The sequence below is a fragment of the Streptomyces sp. NPDC053542 genome (assembly GCF_044544685.1).
Classification (GTDB): domain Bacteria; phylum Actinomycetota; class Actinomycetes; order Streptomycetales; family Streptomycetaceae; genus Streptomyces.
In genome coordinates this window covers 934,486-952,876 of sequence record NZ_JBITXL010000001.1, presented here as the reverse complement: position 1 = coordinate 952,876, position 18,391 = coordinate 934,486, and the positions used below count along the sequence as shown (strand labels likewise).

At 69.1% G+C, this 18,391-nt stretch carries 15 protein-coding genes; 7 read left to right on the top strand and 8 right to left on the bottom strand.

Features of this window, described 5'->3' with window-relative positions; all coding sequences use genetic code 11:
- The first annotated feature begins 44 nt into the window (after positions 1-44).
- Together ACIGXO_RS04145 and ACIGXO_RS04140 are read left to right on the top strand one after the other, a co-directional pair.
- Positions 45-515 carry an aromatic-ring-hydroxylating dioxygenase subunit beta gene (locus ACIGXO_RS04145; RefSeq protein ID WP_399779772.1) on the top strand — a complete coding sequence of 157 codons (471 nt, stop codon included), beginning with the start codon at positions 45-47 and terminating at the stop codon, positions 513-515.
- Positions 515-778 (top strand): ferredoxin, encoded by a 264-nt coding sequence (locus tag ACIGXO_RS04140; protein WP_399779771.1) that lies wholly within the window; start codon positions 515-517, stop codon positions 776-778. Before ACIGXO_RS04145 ends, ACIGXO_RS04140 begins: the two co-directional genes overlap by 1 nt.
- A gap of 96 nt (positions 779-874) precedes the next feature.
- On the opposite strand, the gene ACIGXO_RS04135 is transcribed toward ACIGXO_RS04140, so the two are convergent.
- The 4 genes from ACIGXO_RS04135 to ACIGXO_RS04120 all read right to left on the bottom strand — a co-directional run bounded on the left by ACIGXO_RS04135 (position 875) and on the right by ACIGXO_RS04120 (position 5,777).
- Entirely contained in the window at positions 875-1,933 is a 1,059-nt protein-coding gene (locus ACIGXO_RS04135) for an alpha/beta hydrolase (protein ID WP_399779769.1), read from the bottom strand.
- 425 nt (positions 1,934-2,358) lie between these two features.
- Positions 2,359-3,300, bottom strand: coding sequence for a hypothetical protein (locus ACIGXO_RS04130; RefSeq protein WP_399779766.1), 942 nt, complete (start codon positions 3,298-3,300; stop codon positions 2,359-2,361).
- A 252-nt stretch (positions 3,301-3,552) separates the two neighbouring features.
- A complete protein-coding gene (locus ACIGXO_RS04125; RefSeq protein ID WP_399779765.1) occupies positions 3,553-4,680 on the bottom strand; it encodes a substrate-binding domain-containing protein in 1,128 nt (375 codons plus the stop codon).
- Positions 4,677-5,777: a substrate-binding domain-containing protein gene (locus ACIGXO_RS04120; RefSeq protein ID WP_399779763.1), complete on the bottom strand. Its 1,101-nt coding sequence runs from the start codon at positions 5,775-5,777 to the stop codon at positions 4,677-4,679. Before ACIGXO_RS04120 ends, ACIGXO_RS04125 begins: the two co-directional genes overlap by 4 nt.
- A gap of 485 nt (positions 5,778-6,262) precedes the next feature.
- On the opposite strand from ACIGXO_RS04120, the gene ACIGXO_RS04115 reads away from it, so the two are divergent.
- The 3 genes from ACIGXO_RS04115 to ACIGXO_RS04105 are packed head-to-tail and all read left to right on the top strand — an operon-like array spanning position 6,263 to position 10,831.
- Complete coding sequence (locus ACIGXO_RS04115) at positions 6,263-8,719, top strand: SpoIIE family protein phosphatase (protein WP_399779761.1); 2,457 nt, start codon at positions 6,263-6,265, stop codon at positions 8,717-8,719.
- Positions 8,720-8,759: 40 nt separating this feature from the next.
- Positions 8,760-9,542, top strand: a complete 783-nt coding sequence (locus ACIGXO_RS04110) for an ATP-binding cassette domain-containing protein (protein ID WP_399779758.1) — start codon at positions 8,760-8,762, stop codon at positions 9,540-9,542.
- Positions 9,539-10,831: a sugar ABC transporter permease gene (locus tag ACIGXO_RS04105; RefSeq protein ID WP_399779756.1), complete on the top strand. Its 1,293-nt coding sequence runs from the start codon at positions 9,539-9,541 to the stop codon at positions 10,829-10,831. The genes ACIGXO_RS04110 and ACIGXO_RS04105 overlap by 4 nt, the downstream gene beginning before the upstream one ends.
- Before the next feature lie 100 nt (positions 10,832-10,931).
- Here the strand turns inward: ACIGXO_RS04105 and katG are convergent, their stop codons facing one another.
- Positions 10,932-13,121: a catalase/peroxidase HPI gene (gene katG / locus ACIGXO_RS04100; RefSeq protein WP_399779755.1), complete on the bottom strand. Its 2,190-nt coding sequence runs from the start codon at positions 13,119-13,121 to the stop codon at positions 10,932-10,934.
- Positions 13,122-13,584: 463 nt separating this feature from the next.
- On the opposite strand from katG, the gene ACIGXO_RS04095 reads away from it, so the two are divergent.
- Positions 13,585-15,138 carry a GMC family oxidoreductase gene (locus ACIGXO_RS04095; RefSeq protein WP_399779753.1) on the top strand — a complete coding sequence of 518 codons (1,554 nt, stop codon included), beginning with the start codon at positions 13,585-13,587 and terminating at the stop codon, positions 15,136-15,138.
- Between the two features lie 52 nt (positions 15,139-15,190).
- Here ACIGXO_RS04095 and ACIGXO_RS04090 read toward each other — a convergent pair whose 3' ends face one another.
- Positions 15,191-15,796: a hypothetical protein gene (locus ACIGXO_RS04090; RefSeq protein WP_399779751.1), complete on the bottom strand. Its 606-nt coding sequence runs from the start codon at positions 15,794-15,796 to the stop codon at positions 15,191-15,193.
- Positions 15,797-15,846: 50 nt separating this feature from the next.
- The gene (locus ACIGXO_RS04085; protein ID WP_399779749.1) at positions 15,847-16,890 is read right to left on the bottom strand and encodes a hypothetical protein; all 1,044 of its coding nucleotides are present in this window, start codon (positions 16,888-16,890) and stop codon (positions 15,847-15,849) included.
- Positions 16,891-17,032: 142 nt separating this feature from the next.
- Between ACIGXO_RS04085 and ACIGXO_RS04080 the strand changes: the two genes are divergently transcribed.
- A complete protein-coding gene (locus ACIGXO_RS04080; protein WP_399779747.1) occupies positions 17,033-18,064 on the top strand; it encodes a TIR domain-containing protein in 1,032 nt (343 codons plus the stop codon).
- Here the strand turns inward: ACIGXO_RS04080 and ACIGXO_RS04075 are convergent.
- Positions 18,061-18,186, bottom strand: coding sequence for a hypothetical protein (locus ACIGXO_RS04075; protein ID WP_399779745.1), 126 nt, complete (start codon positions 18,184-18,186; stop codon positions 18,061-18,063). The genes ACIGXO_RS04080 and ACIGXO_RS04075 overlap by 4 nt on opposite strands.
- Positions 18,187-18,391 lie beyond the last annotated feature (205 nt).

The following is an 18,391-nucleotide window of genomic DNA, read 5'->3' as shown; positions in this document are numbered from 1 at the left end:
CGACGACGGAAGGAAGGCGCGACACCGCCATGTCCACAGTGGTCATGACTCCACCCGGCCTGCGCAGCGAGGTCGAGGACCATTACGTCTCCTGCGCGCTGACGATGGACGACAAGCGGCCCAACGAATGGGTCGGCCTGTTCCTCGACACCGGGCTGTACGCCGTCGGCACGCACAACAACGTCTCGACGACCGGCATGTGGTGGTACACCGATCGGGGCCTGGGCGCGCTCAAGGAACGTGCCGCCTACATGAACGGCTATCTGCGCCACAACCCAACCCGGACCCTGCACACCGTCACCAACGTGCGCGCCCAGGAAACCGCGGACGGCCGGATCAAGGCCGAGGCGTATGTCGTCCTGTACGTCACCGACCGCGTCGAGCCGTCCCGCTTCCACGTCTGCGGCCGCTACGACGACCTCCTCACGCGCACGGACGACGGACTCCGCTTCGTCGAGCACCGCGTCGTCCTCGACGCCGAGACCCTGCCCGGCAACATGGGTGTGCTGCTCTGATGCCGCTGCACCGGGAGCACGAACGGATGAGCCGGGTGGCGCGCGTCGAGGTGGATCTGACCCGTTGCGCGGGGTACGGCCACTGCGTCGACGCCGCCCCCGAGGTCTTCCGGATGAGCGAGGCGGCGGAGGTCGCCGAGGTGCTGCGGCCCGAGCCCGGGCCCGAACTCACCGACTCCGTACGAGAGGCGGCGCGGGTCTGCCCGGCCCACGCGGTGCATCTGTTCAAGGAGCGGCCGCCCGGCCCGGAGCCGGCCGCCTGAGCCGGGCCCGGCGTGAACGGGCCACCTGCCCGATGGCACCCGCACCGAGTGCCATCGGGCAGTTCTGCGTGTGTGCGCCCGCGCTCCGGACGCCCGTCAGCCGTGGCCGACGACCCGGTCCAGCCAGGATCTGGCCGCGGCCTGGTAGACGCCGGTGTTCGGCGTGAGGTTCAGGCCGTGCCCGGCGTTCGGGAGCAGGAGCACGTCGAAGCTGGGGGCGGCGCTCCAGAACGGCGCCTCCTGGGCACGCAGGGCTTCCGTCGACGAGCAGTCCTCGTAGCCGACGCCGCACATCAGCGGGTCGTGGTCGCCGAGGGCGAAGAAGACCGGGACGTCGATCGCCTTGCTGACGGCGGGATCGTTGACGAGCGGGTCACTCGCCTCCGCGAAGACATTGGCGTCCTTGGTGAGTTCGTCCGTGGCCAGCACGCCCGGGTCCATCGGCTGGTCCGCGTAGAAGATGGTCTTGCGGCTGCCGGGCTTGGTGGTGGCGTAGCCGGCGTCGTACTGGTGGCGGCCGCCGAGAACCGGGTCGGTGTTGGGGTCCTGTCCGGCTTCGATGATCGCCTGGGTGCCCGCCGGGTTGTTGTAGTGGCCCAGGGCGGTGACCAGCACCGCGTCCACGTCGCGGTACTTCGACGCCTCGATCTCCGACACCGCGGAGCCGAGGGAGTAACCGGCCAGCACCACCTTGGTGAAGGGGGTGCCGCCTATTCGGCCGGCCCGCAGGTCCTGGACGACCTTGTGCAGGTGGCCGGCCTCGGCAGTCAGGTTCAGCTGGGAGCTCGGCGGGATGGTGCTGTTGCCGGTGCCCAGTCGGTCGACGACGAAGGTGGCGTACCCGGCGCGGTTCAGCATCTGACTGAACGAGTAGGTACCCGACTCATAGGGAAAGTCCCAGTAGTTGTGGTTATAGGTGGCGCCGTGCACCATCGTCACGACGGTGCTCGGGGATGCCCCGGCCGGACGGCACAGCTTGCCCCACATCTGCCCGGTGCCCGAGCCCAGCGGGACGTCCACCGTGGTGGTCCTGCAGTCCGGCGCGGTGCCGGCTTCGGCGGCGGGAGCCGATCCCGTGACGCCGACCGAGAGGAGCGTTACCGCGGCGCACACCGCCGCGACGCGCTGCATTGCGGAGACGGTCCGCTTCTTCATCACATTCGTCCTCGATTCGTCAATTCGGTCGTGACTGACGGAAGGTGTTGATCGAGCCGATCGGATGATGGCCGCACATTCCGCTCGACTTTCGCAGAACGGGAGGAGACGGCAGTGCGCTCAGCGGCGGCGCGAAATCCCCGTGACGCTACGCGTATCCGCGCGCGAGCAGGAACGGGGAAAGGAACAGCGCACGCGTTGATTCCCCCCGGTTCGGCCGCTATCGGGCCGTTGATACTGCGCGAGCATAACCTCCGGCGTCGCGGCCGGGATACCCCTTCCCGGCGGTCGGATTACCGCCCAACGGGTTTCCCCGCACAAGAAAGTCCCGGTCAGCCGTCGGGGGCTGACCGGGACTTTGCGCTCGGGATCAGGTGAGCGGAACGAGGTATCGAGCCCCGGTGGTTGCCTGTCGGGGCGACGAGTCAGCCGAGGCACACGCCGATCAGGCACACCTCGAGCGGGGACGGCGCCGTGGGGGTGGGGGTGGGGTCCGGGGTATCCGTGTCGCCGGTGCTCGTGCCGGTGCCCGTATCCGTCGTGCCGCCGTTTTCCGGGCTTGTGGCCGATGTGCCGCCGGAGCGGTCCGTCGGTGCGGCGCTGGGTGTGGGGGCGGCCGTCGGGGTGGTGGTCCGCGGGGCCGTGGTGTCCTTGGAGCCGGCGTCCGTGCCGGAGGAGGTGGCGGGCGTCCGCCGGGGCGCCGGGGCCGAGGTGTGCGGCGCCGGACTCGACGGCGCGGCGGCCGGGGTGTGGCGCGGCGCGCTCGTGGCTGTGGTGGAGGGCGCGGCGTCAGCGGTCTTCTCCCGCGGGCTGCCGGTTTCCGCCGAGCGCGGCTCGCCATGCCGCGACGTGTGCTCGCCGGGCTCCGCCGGAGCGGATTCGAGGTCGTTCGGCCCGGTGGTGTCCCGGTGGGTGTCCGACGACGCGGCGGCGTCCGAGTGCGGCTTGGCCGATCCGTTCGACATCGCGCTGAGGGCCAGACCGCCGCCCACGAGTGCGAGCGCCGTCACGGCCGCTGCCCGGCGGCGGCTCTTCTTCCAGCGCGCCAGCTGCCGGCGCCGGGCCGCACGACCCTGCCCGGCGGCAGCGACCTGCCCCGCACTGCCGGCGGGGTCCGCGTCCGCGTCCGATGCGTTCGCCGCTTCCGCGGACACGGTGTCGGCCGCCGCGGTCTCCGGCCGTATCCGGCCGGAGCGGGGCTCCCAGGGCGAGAACTCCTCGTCGTAGGCCGCCACTGCCGCCGCGGCCGTGGCGGCCGAGTCGCGGGAGCGCTGAGCGGACGGGGCGATGTCCGGCGCGTAGTCGCCGCACCCCGGGCATATCAAGGCCCCGTTGAGGTGCCGACGGCACGAGGAGCAGTAATCCATCTGGGAACTTTCTGTGCGGACGCCGGAAGGGACTCGGTGATGACCGATGACCTTGCCTTCGTGCGTCGGATCGAGCGGGCAGTAACACTATCGGCGCACATTGAAGAGCAGGTGTGAATGTCGTGAAGGTCCCATGGTGCTGCTGTCCGGGCGGTGGGATCCTACTTGCCGGTATTCGTTGCCGGTATTCGGCGCGGCCCGGCTGTACGGCCTTCGGGGTCTCCTGGCCCGCGTGGTGGCCATGCGGCTCGGCTAGCGCGTGAGCCCGGCCCGGTCGCAAGCGGCCTTGTACTTGTCGGTGCAGATCTGCTCGACTGTGTACATTCCGCCCTTGACGACCGTGTCCTTGATGTCGGCGAGGGTCGCGGAGACCGGGGTGAGCAGGACAGCCGGAATGTCCTCGCCCGAGGGGCCGCTGACCTTGCTCGTGGCGATGTGGTCGAGCTTTTCGCCGCGGCCCAGGGCGACGGCCATTTCGGCGGCGGCGTCCGCCTCGGGCCGGAAAGGCTTGTAGACGGTCATGTACTGCTCGCCGCTGACGATGCGCTGTACGGCAGCCAGTTCGGCGTCCTGGCCCGTCACGGGAGGCAGCGGTTTGATCTTGGCGGCCTTGAGAGCGGAGATGACGCCCCGGGCCAGGCCGTCGTTGGCGGCGTAGACGCCGTCGATACTGTCCGCCCCCAGAGCGGCGATCGCGCCGGACATATTGGTGTTCGCGTTCTCCGGCCGCCACCCGACGGTGTCGTACGCCTTGCCGATCCGCACCGCGCCCTTGAGGACGGACAGTGCGCCCCTCTTGAACTGGATCGTGTTCGGGTCGGCGGGGTCGCCGTTCATCATGACGATCTGTCCGCCGTTGGCCGCCTCGCGGCCCATGGCTTCGAGGAGTGCGTGCGCCTGGAGCCGGCCGACCTGCCTGGCGTCGAAGGAGATGTAGCCGGAGACCGGGCCCCGGGCAAGGTGGTCGTAGGAGACGACGGGGATGTGCGCATCGTTCGCCTCCTTGACCGAGGAGGCGGACGATGTCGCGTCGACGGCGCTGAGGATCAGGACGTTGACGCCCCTGCTGATCACGGCGTCCACCTGGTGCTGCTGCGTGGCCACGTCGCCCTCGGCGTTGGCGTACTCCACCGTGCAGTTGCCGCACAGCTCCTTGATCTTCTTCTCGATCAGCGGCCGGTCGAACGTCTCCCAGCGCGGGGTGTGATTGTCCGGGAGCAGCAGGCCGATCTTCATGCCGCCCTTGCCGGTGGCGGGCCCGCTCGGCCCGCTGGGCTGCCCGGTCTTCCCGCAGCCGGCAAGACCGAAGGCCAGGGAGACCGCCGTCATGGCGACGGCGGTGACCCGCAGACGGATCTTCGGGGCATCCGGCCGGCTCATCCGGTGAGGCCGGCCCTGTCGCACGCGGCCCGGTACTTGGGGGTGCAGATCTGTTTGATCGTGTACACGCCGTCCCTGACGACCGTGTCCTTGATGTCGGCCCTGGTCATGGGGGTCGAAGGCAGCAGCGCGGCCGGGACGTCCTTGGTGGTGGGCGTGTCGACCTTGTCCTTGGTGAGATGGTCGATCCGTTCGCCGCGGCCGAGGGCGACGGCGATCCGGGCCGCCGTGTCCGCTTCGGGCTTGTACGGCTTGTAGACGGTCATGTACTGCTCGCCGCTGACGATGCGCTGTACGGCCGCCAGTTCGGCGTCCTGGCCGACGACGGGCGGCAACGGCGTGATGTGCGCCTGCTTGAGGGCGGCGATGGCGCCACCGGCGAGGACGTCGTTTCCGGTCCAGACGCCGTTGATGCGGTCGACGCCTTCGGCGGCGATGGCGCCGGACATCGCGATCTGCGCGCTGCCGGCGTCCCATTCCGCGGCGCGGTACATCCTGCTGGTTTTCACCTTGCCCTCGAGGACGGACTTCGCGCCCTGGGTGAACGGGCTGCGCAGTCTGGACGACTTCGAGGGACCCTCCAGCCTGACGACCAGGCCACCGTGCCGCTTGGCGGGCATGGCCTCGAGCAGTGCCTCGCCCTGCAGAGTGCCGATGGCCTCGACGTCATGAGTGACGTACGCCGAAATGGGGCCATGGGCATCCCGGTCGTAGGCCACGACCGGAACGCCCGCCTTCTTCGCCTCCGTGACCGAGGAGCGGATCCCCTGGACGTCGACGGCGTCGAGAATCAGGACGTCGACCCCTTGGGTGAGCATGGAGTCCACCTGCTGCCGCTGGATGGCCGCATCATCGCGAGCGTTGGCGTACTCCACTGTGCACGTGCGGCACAGCTCCTTGATCTTCTTCTCGATCAGGGGCCGGTCGAACCGCTCGTACCGGGCGGTCTGGTTCTCCACGAGCAGCAGGCCGATCCGCAATCCGCCCTTACCGGGGCCGCCGCCGTTCGACTCGCCCGTCTGCCCGCAGGCGCCGAGGCCGAGGGCCAGGCACACCGCGCCGGTGACGACGGCGGCTCCGCATCGGGACGAGGTCACTGGCTGGGGCTCCTTCCGCGTCGGCAGGCGTTTGCTCGGAGCGGCATCGGCGGTATCGGCGGTATCGGCGGCATCGGCGGCGCCGCGAAGGTAGACGTTCATTGACGTGACCCTCTATGCCCATTTTGCCGGTATTTGCGCGGCAAGGCGACGCGCCACGGGGCGTGCCATCCTGATGTTGTGCGTGCCCTTCCGCTTCGCGGCAGCCGGCCCCGTGGCATGGCCGTACGCGCACGTCGCCCCCACTCCGCGCTCGCCACGGCAGCGGCATCCTGTCCGCCTGTGGCCGGCCGGCTCCACGGGCACGTTTGGCCTACAGCGGGAACGCGCCCAGGTGTCGGCACGCCGCGGCAGGACCAGGATGTGAAGCGATGACGAATCGGCCGGCGCAGAACACTCCGGGGCTCGGTGGCCCACGCCCACAGGGGACCACCGAGGGTGTGGCGCGCCAGGCCGGGTTCCGGCACGCGGGGGCGTTGCCGTCCGTGTCGGAGTGGGGTCTGGTCTTCGCCGGGGCGGTGGCCGCGGCCGTCCATGTCGTGGACGAGGTGGCCGAAGAGCTGCGGCTCATCGAGACGGCCGGGAGCACCGGTGCCCTGCACGGACTGCCTCGCAGCCTCCCGCTGACCAGCGACTTCCCGCTCGCCAACGCCGTCCGGGCGGGCCGGCCCGTGTGGTGCGACGCCGCGGAGCTCGCCGCCCACCGGAAGGGCGGCCCGGGGATGCTGTCGGCGGAGAACGTCTCACTCGGTGTGCTGCCGCTGAGCGTGCGCGGCCGGCGGCTGGGCTGTCTGCTCGTCGTGGAGGACGCCGAGGACGCCTTCGACACCGAACGGCGGCAGTTCCTGGAGCTGTACGCCGACCAGGTCGCCGTACAACTGGAGGCGAACGAAGCGCCGGGCGCCGCCGGTACGGAAACGGGCGGTGCGGCGCAGCGGTTCGCACCGGACCCGGCCCTCGGCCGACTCGGTGTCGGGGCCTTCACCCTGGTCCCGAGTACCGGGCGGATCGACGCGGACACCCAGGCGCTGGAACTCCTGGACATTCCTCCCGACACCTTCGACGGCCAGTGGGAGACCCTGCTCGCGCACACCCTCCCGGACGACCTCCCCGCGCTGATGTCGCTGGCCGCACCGGGCCAAATGGTCTTCGGAGGCCGGGAGCTCGAGTTCCGCGTCCGGCGGCCCGGCGGTGAGCTGCGCTGGCTGCGGCTGCGCTGCCGGGCGCCGGTGGACGCGGCCGGCGGACCGAAGCGGGTGCTGGGGGCGGTCGCCGAGGTCTCCTATCTGCGGCCCGGCGCGGACGAGGCATCCGATGTGCACCGGCTGTCGGCGACCCTGGAGGGCACCACGACCATCCGGGACGTGAGCCGGGCGGTGGTGACGGCCCTGCGGCATCCGCTGCGGGCCGACAGGCTCGCGCTGGCCGTGCTGGAGGCGGACCGGCTGGTGGTCAGCACCCTGGACCCGGCGGATTCCGCTGCCTGGCCGCACGCCTGGCGGTCCGAAGGGCGTGCGGAATGGTCCGACGCCCCGGTCGCGGCGCTCCCGACGCTGCGGGCCGCGCTGCGCGAAGGGCACGTCACCCTGCGATCCGCGGGCAGCTCCGTGGAGCCGGGCCTGGCGGAGATCGGGCCCGGCGGCCTGGCCATTCTGCCGCTGCCCGCCGACGGACGGGTGGTGGGCGTGTGCCTGATCGGCTGGGACGAGCCGCACACGTTCGGCCCCGAGGAGCGCACTCTGCTGACCGCCGCCGCGTGCCTGGTCGGGAAGGCCCTGGTACGCGCCCACGCTCTCGACGCCGAGCACGAGCTGGCCACGATGCTCCAGCGCAGTCTGCTGCCGCGGACGCTCCCCGCGCTGGTCGGTGGTGTGGCCGAAGCCCGCTATCTCCCGGCCACGGTCGGCCTGGAGGTAGGGGGCGACTGGTACGACGTCATCCCGCTGGGGGAGGGCCACGTGGCGCTCGTCATCGGGGACGTACAGGGACACAGCGCCGCAGCGGCGACGATCATGGGTCAGATCCGTACGGCGATCAAGGCGTACGCGGTGGAGGGCCACCCGCCCGACGTGGTGATCTCCCACGCCAACCGGCTCCTCGCCGGAATGGAGACCGACCTCTTCGCCACCTGCACCTATATCGAGCTGGACATGGAGGAGGGCAACGGCTGGTGCGTCCGGGCCGGGCATCTGCCGCCGGTCGTGCGCCACCCGGACGGCAGCAGCGAGCAGATCGAGATCGAGGGCGGACTTCCCCTGGGCGTGCTGGCGGACGCCGAGTTCCCCATGGTCATGGTCGGTCTGGCTCCCGGCTCGGTCCTCACCCTGGTGACGGACGGGCTCGTGGAATCGTCCGGCCTCGACGTGGCGGACGGCATGCGCCGGGTGTGCGACGTCCTCTCGGCAGCCGACCCCTCCCACGCCGGCCGGCTGGCCGACGAACTGCTCGGCAGCGCTGAACGGCGAACGGACGACGTGGCGCTGCTGCTCCTGCGTTACGACGGCATGGAGGTCCGGCCGATCCGGGCGAGCTGGGCGGTGTGGCGGCTGCCCGACGCGGTCATGCACGCACGCCGCTTCACCGCGCGCACGTTGCGTTCCTGGAAGGCCGAGGACGAACTGGACGTGGTCCTGCTGGTCGTGTCCGAACTGGTCACCAACGCCGTCGTGCACACCCAGGGAGAGGTGCGCCTGGACCTGACGCTCACCGCGGAGCGCCTGCGGGTGGCGGTCACCGACGCGTCCGCGCGGGCCCCGGCCAAACCGGTGACGGTCGGCTGGGAGTCGACCGGCGGCCGCGGCCTTCTCCTCGTCGAGGCGATGACCGAGTCCTGGGGCTCGGTACCGGTCAGCGGCGGCAAGCAGGTGTGGGGTGAGATCGCTCTGCCATCCCGGCAGGAGGCCACCGACGGGGGCGGCGGTGCCTTGGAAGCCACGGGCTGAGAGGGCCGGACTCACCGCGGAAGGAACGGAGAGGGACCAGATGGCAGCTCCTCTGCTGAGGTTGCGCGGAATCTCCAAGCGGTTCGGCGCCGTCCAGGCGCTCACGCGCGTCGATCTCGACATCCGTGCCGGCGAGGTGGTCGCCCTGGTCGGCGACAACGGCGCCGGGAAGTCGACGCTCGTCAAGGTGATAGCGGGAGTCGGAGCGGCCGACGAGGGCCAGATCGAGTGGCAGGGCCGGGCAGTGCACATCAAGAAGCCGCACCAGGCACAGGACCTGGGAATCGCGACCGTCTATCAGGACCTCGCGCTGTGCGACAACCTCGACGTCGTCGCCAATGTCTTCCTCGGCCGGGAGATCAGCAGGGTCGGCGTCCTCGACGAGGTGGAGATGGAACGCCGTACGCGGACGTTGCTGGGCACGCTCTCCATCCGTCTGCCCAGCCTGCGCGCCCCCGTCGCCTCGCTGTCCGGGGGCCAGCGGCAGACCGTCGCGATCGCCCGCTCGCTCCTCGGCGACCCCAGCGTCGTCCTGCTCGACGAGCCCACGGCGTCGCTGGCCGTCAAGCAGACCATCGAGGTCCTCGACATCATCGAGCGGCTTCGGGAACGAGGTCTCGGCGTCCTGCTCATCAGCCACAACATGGGCGACATCAAGGCCGTCGCGGACCAGGTCACGGTGTTGCGCCTGGGCCGTAACAACGGCGTCTTCGACGTGCGGACCACATCCCAGGAACAGATCATCTCCTCCATCACCGGCACCACGGAGCATGCCGTGAGCCAGCGGAAGAGTGAGGCGGAGGAGGACGAGCTGTGGCAGTGAGAGGGACATCGAAGAACCGGCGCGCGCCCACGGGCACCGACGGCGAGAAGCCCACTGACGGCGAGAAGCCCACCGCCCGCGGACCGCGCCCGGCCGACCTCGCGCAGGGCTGCAGGAACTTCCTCGAGAACGTCAGGGACCGGCTGACCGCCGGCGAACTCGGCGCCGTCCCGGTCGTCCTGGGGCTCGTCGTCATCTGGATCGTCTTCCAGGGCCTCAACAGCGCCTTTCTCTCGCCGCGCAATCTCTCCAATCTCAGCCTGGACATCGTCGGTACGGGCCTGATGGCGGTGGGCATCGTCTTCGTGCTGCTGATCGCGGAGCTCGATCTGGCGGTCGGTTCGGTCAGCGGACTCGCGGCGGCGGTGTTCGCCGTGCTGAGCGTGCGTAACGGCATGCCCGAATGGCTGGCACTCGTCATCGCGGTGCTCACGGGGGCGGCCATCGGGGCGGTCCATGGATTCTTCGTCGCCAGGGTGGGGGTGCCGTCGTTCGTCGTCACCCTCGCGGGACTGCTCGGCTGGAACGGACTGATGCTCTACGTCCTGGGCGCGAGCGGCACCGTCAACCTCGACGACCAGGGCCTCGTTGCCACGCTGACCAGTTACTACTTCCATCATTCGGCCGCCGCGTACGGCCTGGCGGCGGTCGGCTCGATCGTGTTCTTCCTGGCCTCCTACCAAGAGGCGCGGCGCCGTAAGGCCGCCGGAGTACCGTCCCGGCAGCTCAGGGAGATCGCCGTGCGCACGGCGCTGCTCGCGGTGATCACATTCGCCGCGGCCGCTGTGCTGAACCACTTCCAGGGCCTGCCGCTCGCCCTCCTGATCTTCCTGCTGACCATCATCTGCCTGGACTTCGTCCTGCGCCGGACACGGTACGGGCGGCAGGTCTTCTCCCTCGGCGGCGGCCTCGAGGCGGCGCGCCGCGCCGGGATCAACGTGGTGTGGGTGCGGATCTCGGTCTTCATGGTGTCCGGGACGATGGCCGCGATCGGCGGTCTCTTCCTCGCCTCGCGGATCACCTCGGCGAGCCAGACCTCCGGCTCCGGCAACCTGCTGCTGAACGCCATCGCCGCGGCCGTGATCGGCGGCACCAGCCTCTACGGCGGGCGGGGCAGGACCTGGTCCGCCTTGCTGGGCATCCTGGTCATCCAGTCGATCGCCTCCGGCATGGCCCTCCTGGGCATCCAGGCAGCAGTCCAGTTCATGATCACCGGTGGCGTGCTGCTAGCGGCCGTGGTCCTCGACTCACTGACCCGACGCTCCCAGAAGGCACGCGGCTGGGCCTGACCTTCGTCCGGGCGCGGTCAGGGAAGGGAACGTCCCGGTCGGCCGATGGTTGGCCGACCGGGACACCGCGCTCAGGCGAGGCTCAGGCGAGATCGAACACTCAGGCGAGGTCGAACCGATCGAGGTTCATCACCTTGTCCCACGCCGCCACGAAGTCACGCACGAACTTCTCGCCCGCGTCCTGAGACGCGTAGACCTCCGAGAGGGCCCGGAGCTGGGAGTGCGAACCGAAGATGAGGTCGACGGCGGTGGCGGTCCACTTGACCTTGCCCGTGGCGCGATCCCGGCCTTCGTACACGTTCTCGTCCGAGGCCGACGCCTTCCACTCCGTGCTCATGTCGAGCAGGTTGACGAAGAAGTCGTTGGTCAACGTCTCCGGCCGGTGCGTGAAGACGCCGTGCGGGGCACCCTTGAAACCGGTGTTCAGGGCCCGCATGCCGCCGATCAGTACCGTCATCTCGGGTGCGGTCAGTGACAGCAGGTTGGCGCGGTCCAGCAGGAGGGTCTCCGGCGACAACTTCTCCTCCGCCCGGAGGTAGTTGCGGAACCCGTCCGCCTTGGGCTCGAGCACGGCGAACGACTCCACGTCGGTCTGCTCCTGCGAGGCGTCCGTACGCCCCGGCGCGAAGGGGACCGTGATGTCGTACCCGGCGTTCTTCGCGGCTTGCTCGACGGCGGCGCACCCGCCCAGGACGATCAGGTCGGCGAGGGACACCTTCTTGCCGCCGGTCTGCGAGCCGTTGAAGTCCTGCTGGAGCCGGCCGAGGGTCTGCAGCACCTCGGCCACCTCGGGCAGGTTGTTGAGCTCCCAGTCCTTCTGCGGCGCGAGCCGGATCCGTGCCCCGTTGGCCCCGCCGCGCTTGTCGGTGCCACGGAAGCTCGCCGCCGACGCCCATGCGGTGGTGACCAGCTGGGGGATGGAGAGTCCCGAGGCCAGGATCCTGCCCTTGAGGTCGGCGATGTCCGCGTCCGCGATCAGTTCGTGATCGACCGCGGGGACGGGGTCCTGCCACAGCTGGGGCTCGGGGATCCACGGGCCGAGGTAACGCGAGAGCGGACCCATGTCGCGGTGCAGCAGCTTGTACCACGCCTTGGCGAACGCCTCCGCGAGCTCGTCAGGGTTCTCGTGGAAGCGCTTCGTGATCGGCCCGTAGATGGGGTCCAGCTTCAGCGCGAGGTCCGTCGTGAGCATCATCGGAGCGTGCCTCTTCGACGGGTCGTGCGCGTCGGGCACGGTGTCCTTGGCGGAGGGATCCGTGGGAGTCCACTGATGCGCACCGGCGGGGCTGGTCGTCAGCTCCCATTCGTACTTGTACAGGTTGTCCAGGTATCCGTTGTCCCACTTCGTCGGCTCGGAGGTCCACGCACCCTCGAGCCCACTGGTGAGCGCATGGGGGCCCGCACCGCTGCCGTACGTGTTCCGCCAGCCGAGGCCCTGCTGCTCGATGGGGCATGCCTCGGGCTCCGGACCGATGTACTCGGGGTCGACCGCACCGTGGCACTTACCGAACGTGTGGCCGCCGACGATGAGCGCGACCGTCTCCTCGTCATTCATGGCCATGCGCCCGAACGTCTCGCGGATGTCCCTGGCGGCCGCCATCGGGTCCGGGTTGCCGTTGGGCCCCTCCGGATTGACGTAGATCAGCCCCATCTGCACGGCGCCCAAAGGACCGGCGAGTTCCCTGTCACCGCTGTAGCGCTCGTCCCCGAGCCAGGTGTCCTCGGGCCCCCAGAAGATCTCCTCGGGCTCCCAGATGTCCTCCCGGCCGAAGCCGAACCCGAACGTCTTGAACCCCATCGATTCCATGGCGCAGTTGCCGGCGAAGACCAGCAGGTCGGCCCAGGAGATCTTCCGGCCGTACTTCTGCTTGACCGGCCAGAGCAGACGGCGCGCCTTGTCGAGGCTCGCGTTGTCCGGCCAGCTGTTGAGGGGGGCAAAGCGCTGAGCGCCGGCGCCGCCACCGCCGCGGCCGTCGGCGATGCGGTACGTCCCCGCGGCGTGCCAGCTCATCCGGATGAAGAGCGGCCCGTAGTGGCCGTAGTCGGCAGGCCACCAGTCCTGCGACGTCGTCATCACCTCGAAGACGTCCCGCTTCAGCGCGTCGAGGTCGAGGGTCGCGAACTCTTCAGCGTAGTTGAAATCCTCGTCCATGGGGTTGGACCGGGGACCGTGCTGGTGGAGAACTTGAAGGTCCAGCTGATTCGGCCACCAGTCCCGGTTCGTCCTGGGCCGAGCCGGCGTGGGGGCCGGGGAGGGGATTGCTGGGTTCTCGCTTTCGCTGCCGGACACGTCCGTCCTTCTTCCTGTCTCGCTGTTCTCTCTACTGGCTGCTCGTTCTTGCTGTCGGTTGCTTACCGGTGTCGAGTACCCGTCGAGTACCGCGACCCCGCGCTCGTAACGCCCCATGGCGCCCCGCGGACCGGAAACGCCTGACCAGACCCGCGGCAGTCAACGCGGGGCCGACGGCCGGCGAAGATCACTCCTCCCGCGCGGCACAGCTGCCCGACCCTGTATCGGCGTCCGTATGGTCGCGCACCACAGAGCGCACCGCTACGAGAACACGCAGAGCACCCGCTACGAAAGAGGGCACGCAAGCCCGATCACCCCACCGATATGAAAAGCGGCAGAGTGCCGATGTCGATGCCGATGCCGATTTCGACGCCGACGCCACTGCCGTCGTTGCCGCTGCCGCTTGTGCGTGATCCGCCAATGGCGAGACGGGTGCTCTCCAGCGCTCTTACTGTTTCCCGTGGTGGCAACGGAGTTGTGGGAGGGGATCGTCATGGTGGAGTCGCGCGCTGAGCACGATTACGTGGTGGTGGGGGCCGGGTCGGCCGGCAGTGTGATCGTCCGGCGGTTGCTGGACGCGGGGCACTCGGCCCATGTTCTGGAGGCCGGGCCGGTCGATGACGACGAGCGGGTGCACAGTCCGCAGGGCTGGCCGTTGCTGCTGCAGTCGGAGCTGGACTGGGCGGCCATGACCGTGCCCCAGAGGCATGCCAACAACCGGTCGCTGTACTGGCCGCGGGGCAAGGTGCTGGGCGGATCGAGCTCGCTCAACGGAATGATCTACATACGCGGGCACCGCAGCGACTACGACGCGTGGGCGTACGAAGGGTGCACCGGCTGGGACTGGGACAGCGTGCTGCCCCTGTTCAAGCGGTCGGAGGACCATGTCGACGGCGAGAGCGCGTGGCACGGCAAGGGCGGCCCCCTGCCCGTCAGCAGGATCACCGAACCGCACCCGACCGCAACCGCGTTCGTGGAGGCCGCCGTCGCCCTCGGCCACGAGCGCACGGACGACTTCAACGGCGACGACATGGTCGGCGTCGGTTTCAACCACGCGACCATGCGTGACGGGCGCCGCATGAGCGCCTGGCAGAGCTTCGTCGCCCCGGTGCGGGACAACCCGTCCCTGACCGTGACCACCGGCGCCCGCGTACACCGGGTCCTGCTCGAAGGCGGCCGGGCGGTCGGCGTGGAGTACGCCGCGGAGGGACGCCTGCACCGTGCCCACGCAGCAGCCGAGGTGGTACTCAGCGGCGGTGTCATCGGTTCGGCGCAGACCCTGCTGCTCTCCGGCATCGGCCCCGCCGGGCACCTGCGCGAGGTCGGCGTCGACATCGCCGTGGACCTGCCGGGTGTCGGGGAGAACCTGCACGACCATCTGCTCGTCAGCAACGTGTACGAAGCATCCCGCCCGCTGCCGCCCGGAAAGGCGAACCTGCTCGAAAGCCAGCTCTTCACCTCCACCGACCCGCGCCGCCCCTGCCCCGACCTGCAGCCGGTGTTCCTGCACCTGGTCTATCCCGCCGAGTCGTACGCCGTGCCGGAGCACGGCTACACCATCGCCCCGGGCATCGTCAGGCCGCTGTCCCGCGGCACGCTGCGGCTCGCCTCGGCCGACCCGGACGCCGCGCCGCTGCTGGACCCGAACGTCCTCGCCGAACGGTACGACCTCGAAGCGCTGGTCGACGCCGTGGAGTTGTGCCGGGAGATCGGCGGCCAGCGCGCGTTCGACGCCTGGCGCAAGGCGGAAGTGGCACCCGGGCCGGAGGCCCGCACACGGGATGACCTGCGGGAGTACGTACGGCGTGCGGTCGGCACGTACCACCATCAGGTCGGTACTTGCAGGATGGGCCGGGACAGCCTCGCCGTCGTGGACCCCGAGCTGCGCGTGCACGGCGTGCGGGGGCTGCGGGTGGCGGACGCCTCGGTCATGCCGTCCGTTCCCTCCGGGAACACCAACGCTCCGTCGATCATGGTCGGAGAGAAGGCTTCCGATCTGCTGATTGCCGCTTCCTGATGCCGTTTGCTGAGCCGTCTCCTGGCGTCATGTGCGCTCGCGCGGTCAGTCGCTACTGGTTCAGCATCACCACCGCGAACACGGTGACGATGACGATGACGGCGACGAGGAGGCCGCCGAAGATGCCGCCGAAGACGTTGGGGTGGGCAACGTGGTAGGGAATCGCCTTGGGGTAGTGCTGGCGCACCGTGCGGGCCTTCGCGCCGGGCATATTGACGGTGGGTCCGCCTACCGCATTGCTCACGCGCTTGATTTCTTGCGGCGGCCAGATGACGTGGCTGGTGAGCCGGAGCAGCGGCCTGCCCTGCCCATCGAGCAGGAGCAGCCAGTCCCCGTGCCGGCGGTGGCCGGTGTCGAGGTACGGCGCGTAGAGCACCGTTGCGATGTCCCCGCGGGGGATGCGGCGCGTCCTGCCGAGGATGCCGCGGTACTGGACGTCCTTCTCCGTCACGGTGACGCGGCACGCACTGCCGATCCGGGCGAGGACGAGGAGGCATATGAGCGCCGTGCCCGCGGCGACGAGGAGGCGGACGGACCCCAGCCAGAGCCCTGCCGACAGACAGACCACCACGAGGGCGCCCGCCACGATCCAGTGGTATCGCCCCGGCTTGTTGGCCGCGATCGTGACCCACTCGTGCTGCTGTTCTCCGATAGCCATGCGCAGCATACTTTCAAACCGGCGGCTCCCAACGTCACGCAGCTTTACCGCTATCTCTCCAGCGTCGACGTGCGGGTGACGTCCTGGGATTGCAGCTTGGCGTGGACCGCGTCGAAGGTCAGCCCCGCGATGAATCCGACCGGGAGCACGAAGAAGACGAGGCGTCGGACTCCCTCCCCGTTCAGGGCATCCGGTGTGGCGGCTAACTGCGCCGCGATGAAGAGGAGGAAGGAAATGGAGCCGGCTGCCGCTCCGAGAACTATGGTCCGCAGCCAACTGCCCGCCGCATCAAAGGCGTTACGCACGATGGCGCCACAGATGGCCGCCAGGAGCGGTGCGGCCACGAGGATGGCCACACTGCCCGCCGAGCCGGACCGCGCGGTGTAGGAGAGCGGGACCATGGCCAGCGCGAGCAGCAATAACACCATGCCGATGACCAGACTCGTCGCCATACGCCGATCCGCCCGTCGTTCCTGACGGCCGGCTTCCGCCCGCTGGAGTTCGCGGCGATGATGCTGCTCGGTCAGGGACGAGACGATTCCTGCCGCCTGCGTCGGATGCCAGCTGTCGGCCATGACCTTTATGTCGTCCTCGGTCGCGCAATCGCTCTCTCGTGACCAACGATGCCATGCCTTCTCGGCCCCGCCCCCGAACGCGGCGACCGGAGCGAGAGGGATACCGCGGGAGAGTGCGATCAGACCCGCGGTGAACGTGGACCGGCCACCGCCGAGCAAAAGCATTCCCTCGACATTGAGTAATGAACGGAAGTAGGCCACCTCCCAGTCCGCGGTCGATTCGGGATGCACGTCGAACAGGTTTCTGTGCTGCGCGATTTCGGGAAAGCTGGCGTCCTCGCGGCCGTATCGGCCATGGACATGTATCGACCCCGGCTGTGCCTGCCCCGATGCGACGTACCCCCGGACCACGGACGCCTCGATGAAGTCGGGCCGCCCGGAGTACACGGCGATCTCGCAGCCCCGGCCCGCGAGTTCGCGACCCAGTTCGGCGGCTGCCGTGTCCGCGAGCACGTGATTGCGCAGCGGCGGATCATAACGACGGTCCGGGTCTGCGCTGCCAACCACAGCGATACGCATAGGCAGTTTCCCCTCTCGGACTCCGCTAGACTGCGAAGCTCACAGTGACCTCCCACGAGCCTTGCGGCACTGAGTGCGTCGATCACCCTCGGTCCTACCCCACGCGAGTGGCTTGTAGCCATTGATCGGAAACTGAACTGCTGTGACGAAACCCCCTGTTCGGGTCTTTGTGGCCTATGCGCGCGAGGACAAGCACCACTTGCTGAACTTCCGCAAGTACAGTGCGGACCTCGCGTGGGACGGCGTCGAAATCTACGATGACCGCGATATCCCAACGGGTGCCGGCTGGGAGCGGGTGCTCCTTGAGGATTACCTCGGGAAAGCCGATATCGTTGCTCTGCTGGTGACACCCAGTTTTCTGCATTCCACCTACTGCATGGAGGTGGAACTACCGCAGGCGATGAAACGCCGCGATGCGGGGGAGTGCGTACTGTTTCCCGTGAAGGTGGAACCCTGCCTCATGGCGAAAGGGTCCCCGCTTCGTAAGCTTCAGTGGACACCCAGTGGTGGTACCGTCATGGGGGATTCCCCTTTTCATGAGGCCAGGAAATGGCGGGATGTCGCCAAGGCGCTGAGCCGGTCGGTGGAGGGGGTCAGACGGTCCCGGGAGGCGCGGCAAGGAGAGGATGTTCCTCCCCACCTCGAGAACGAGAGCCGCAAGGGCCGCCTGCCACGGTGGGTGGTGCCCGTGTCGGCGACAGCCGTCGTGCTGGCGCTGGTGATCGCGTGGCGTGTTGCCGATTCTCCCTCCACGGCCGAGGTGCGGAACATTGAGAACAAAGCCGTGGGAGGTTCCAAGTGCATCAGCTATTTTCGCGAGCCGAACCAAGTGCTGATGCGTGACTGCAGTACCACCGAGCCGGATTGGGTACTGCGCAGCCTCGATGACGGCTACGTGAAGTTCGAGTCGGATGTAAAGCCAGACGTCTGCCTGGGGGTGAGCGACTCGGCGAACATTGTGGGCTCCTGGCCCTGCGGCGGCGGGGTCAACTCCACCTGGCGGATGGAGCACAGCTCCGACGGATACCTTCAATTGCGGAGCAGTTATGTCGAAGACAAGGGGTCCGAGGCCAAGTGCCTCACTCACATCCCGGAGCCGCGTGACGGGGTGCCGTTGCGTCTGAAGAGATGTGACGGCGGCGATGTTCAGAAGTGGAAAATCCTCGACCCCTAGCGGATGTTGCGCAGTTCCGTCAGGGACTCCGTGGTCAGCGGGCGCGGCTCCTCGTCGGGTTCGACGAGTACGACGGTGCAGGTCGCGGTCCGGGTGAGTGCGCTCGCAAAGCGGCGGACCATAGCCCCACTATGCGTCTACGTGTGCTGCGAATCAATGCCGAGGGTGCGTTGCGAAGCGTGCCGGGGCGTGCGAGTACTCCCGTACAACCCGACGCGCGCCGATGTCCGGTACGCCCCTTGCCCGCTCCGGACGGAGCCCTCCCTGTCCGTGGGTGGCGGGGCTAAGGTTTGGGCAAGGCGCCGCCTTCCAGGGGGAGGAGAGGGT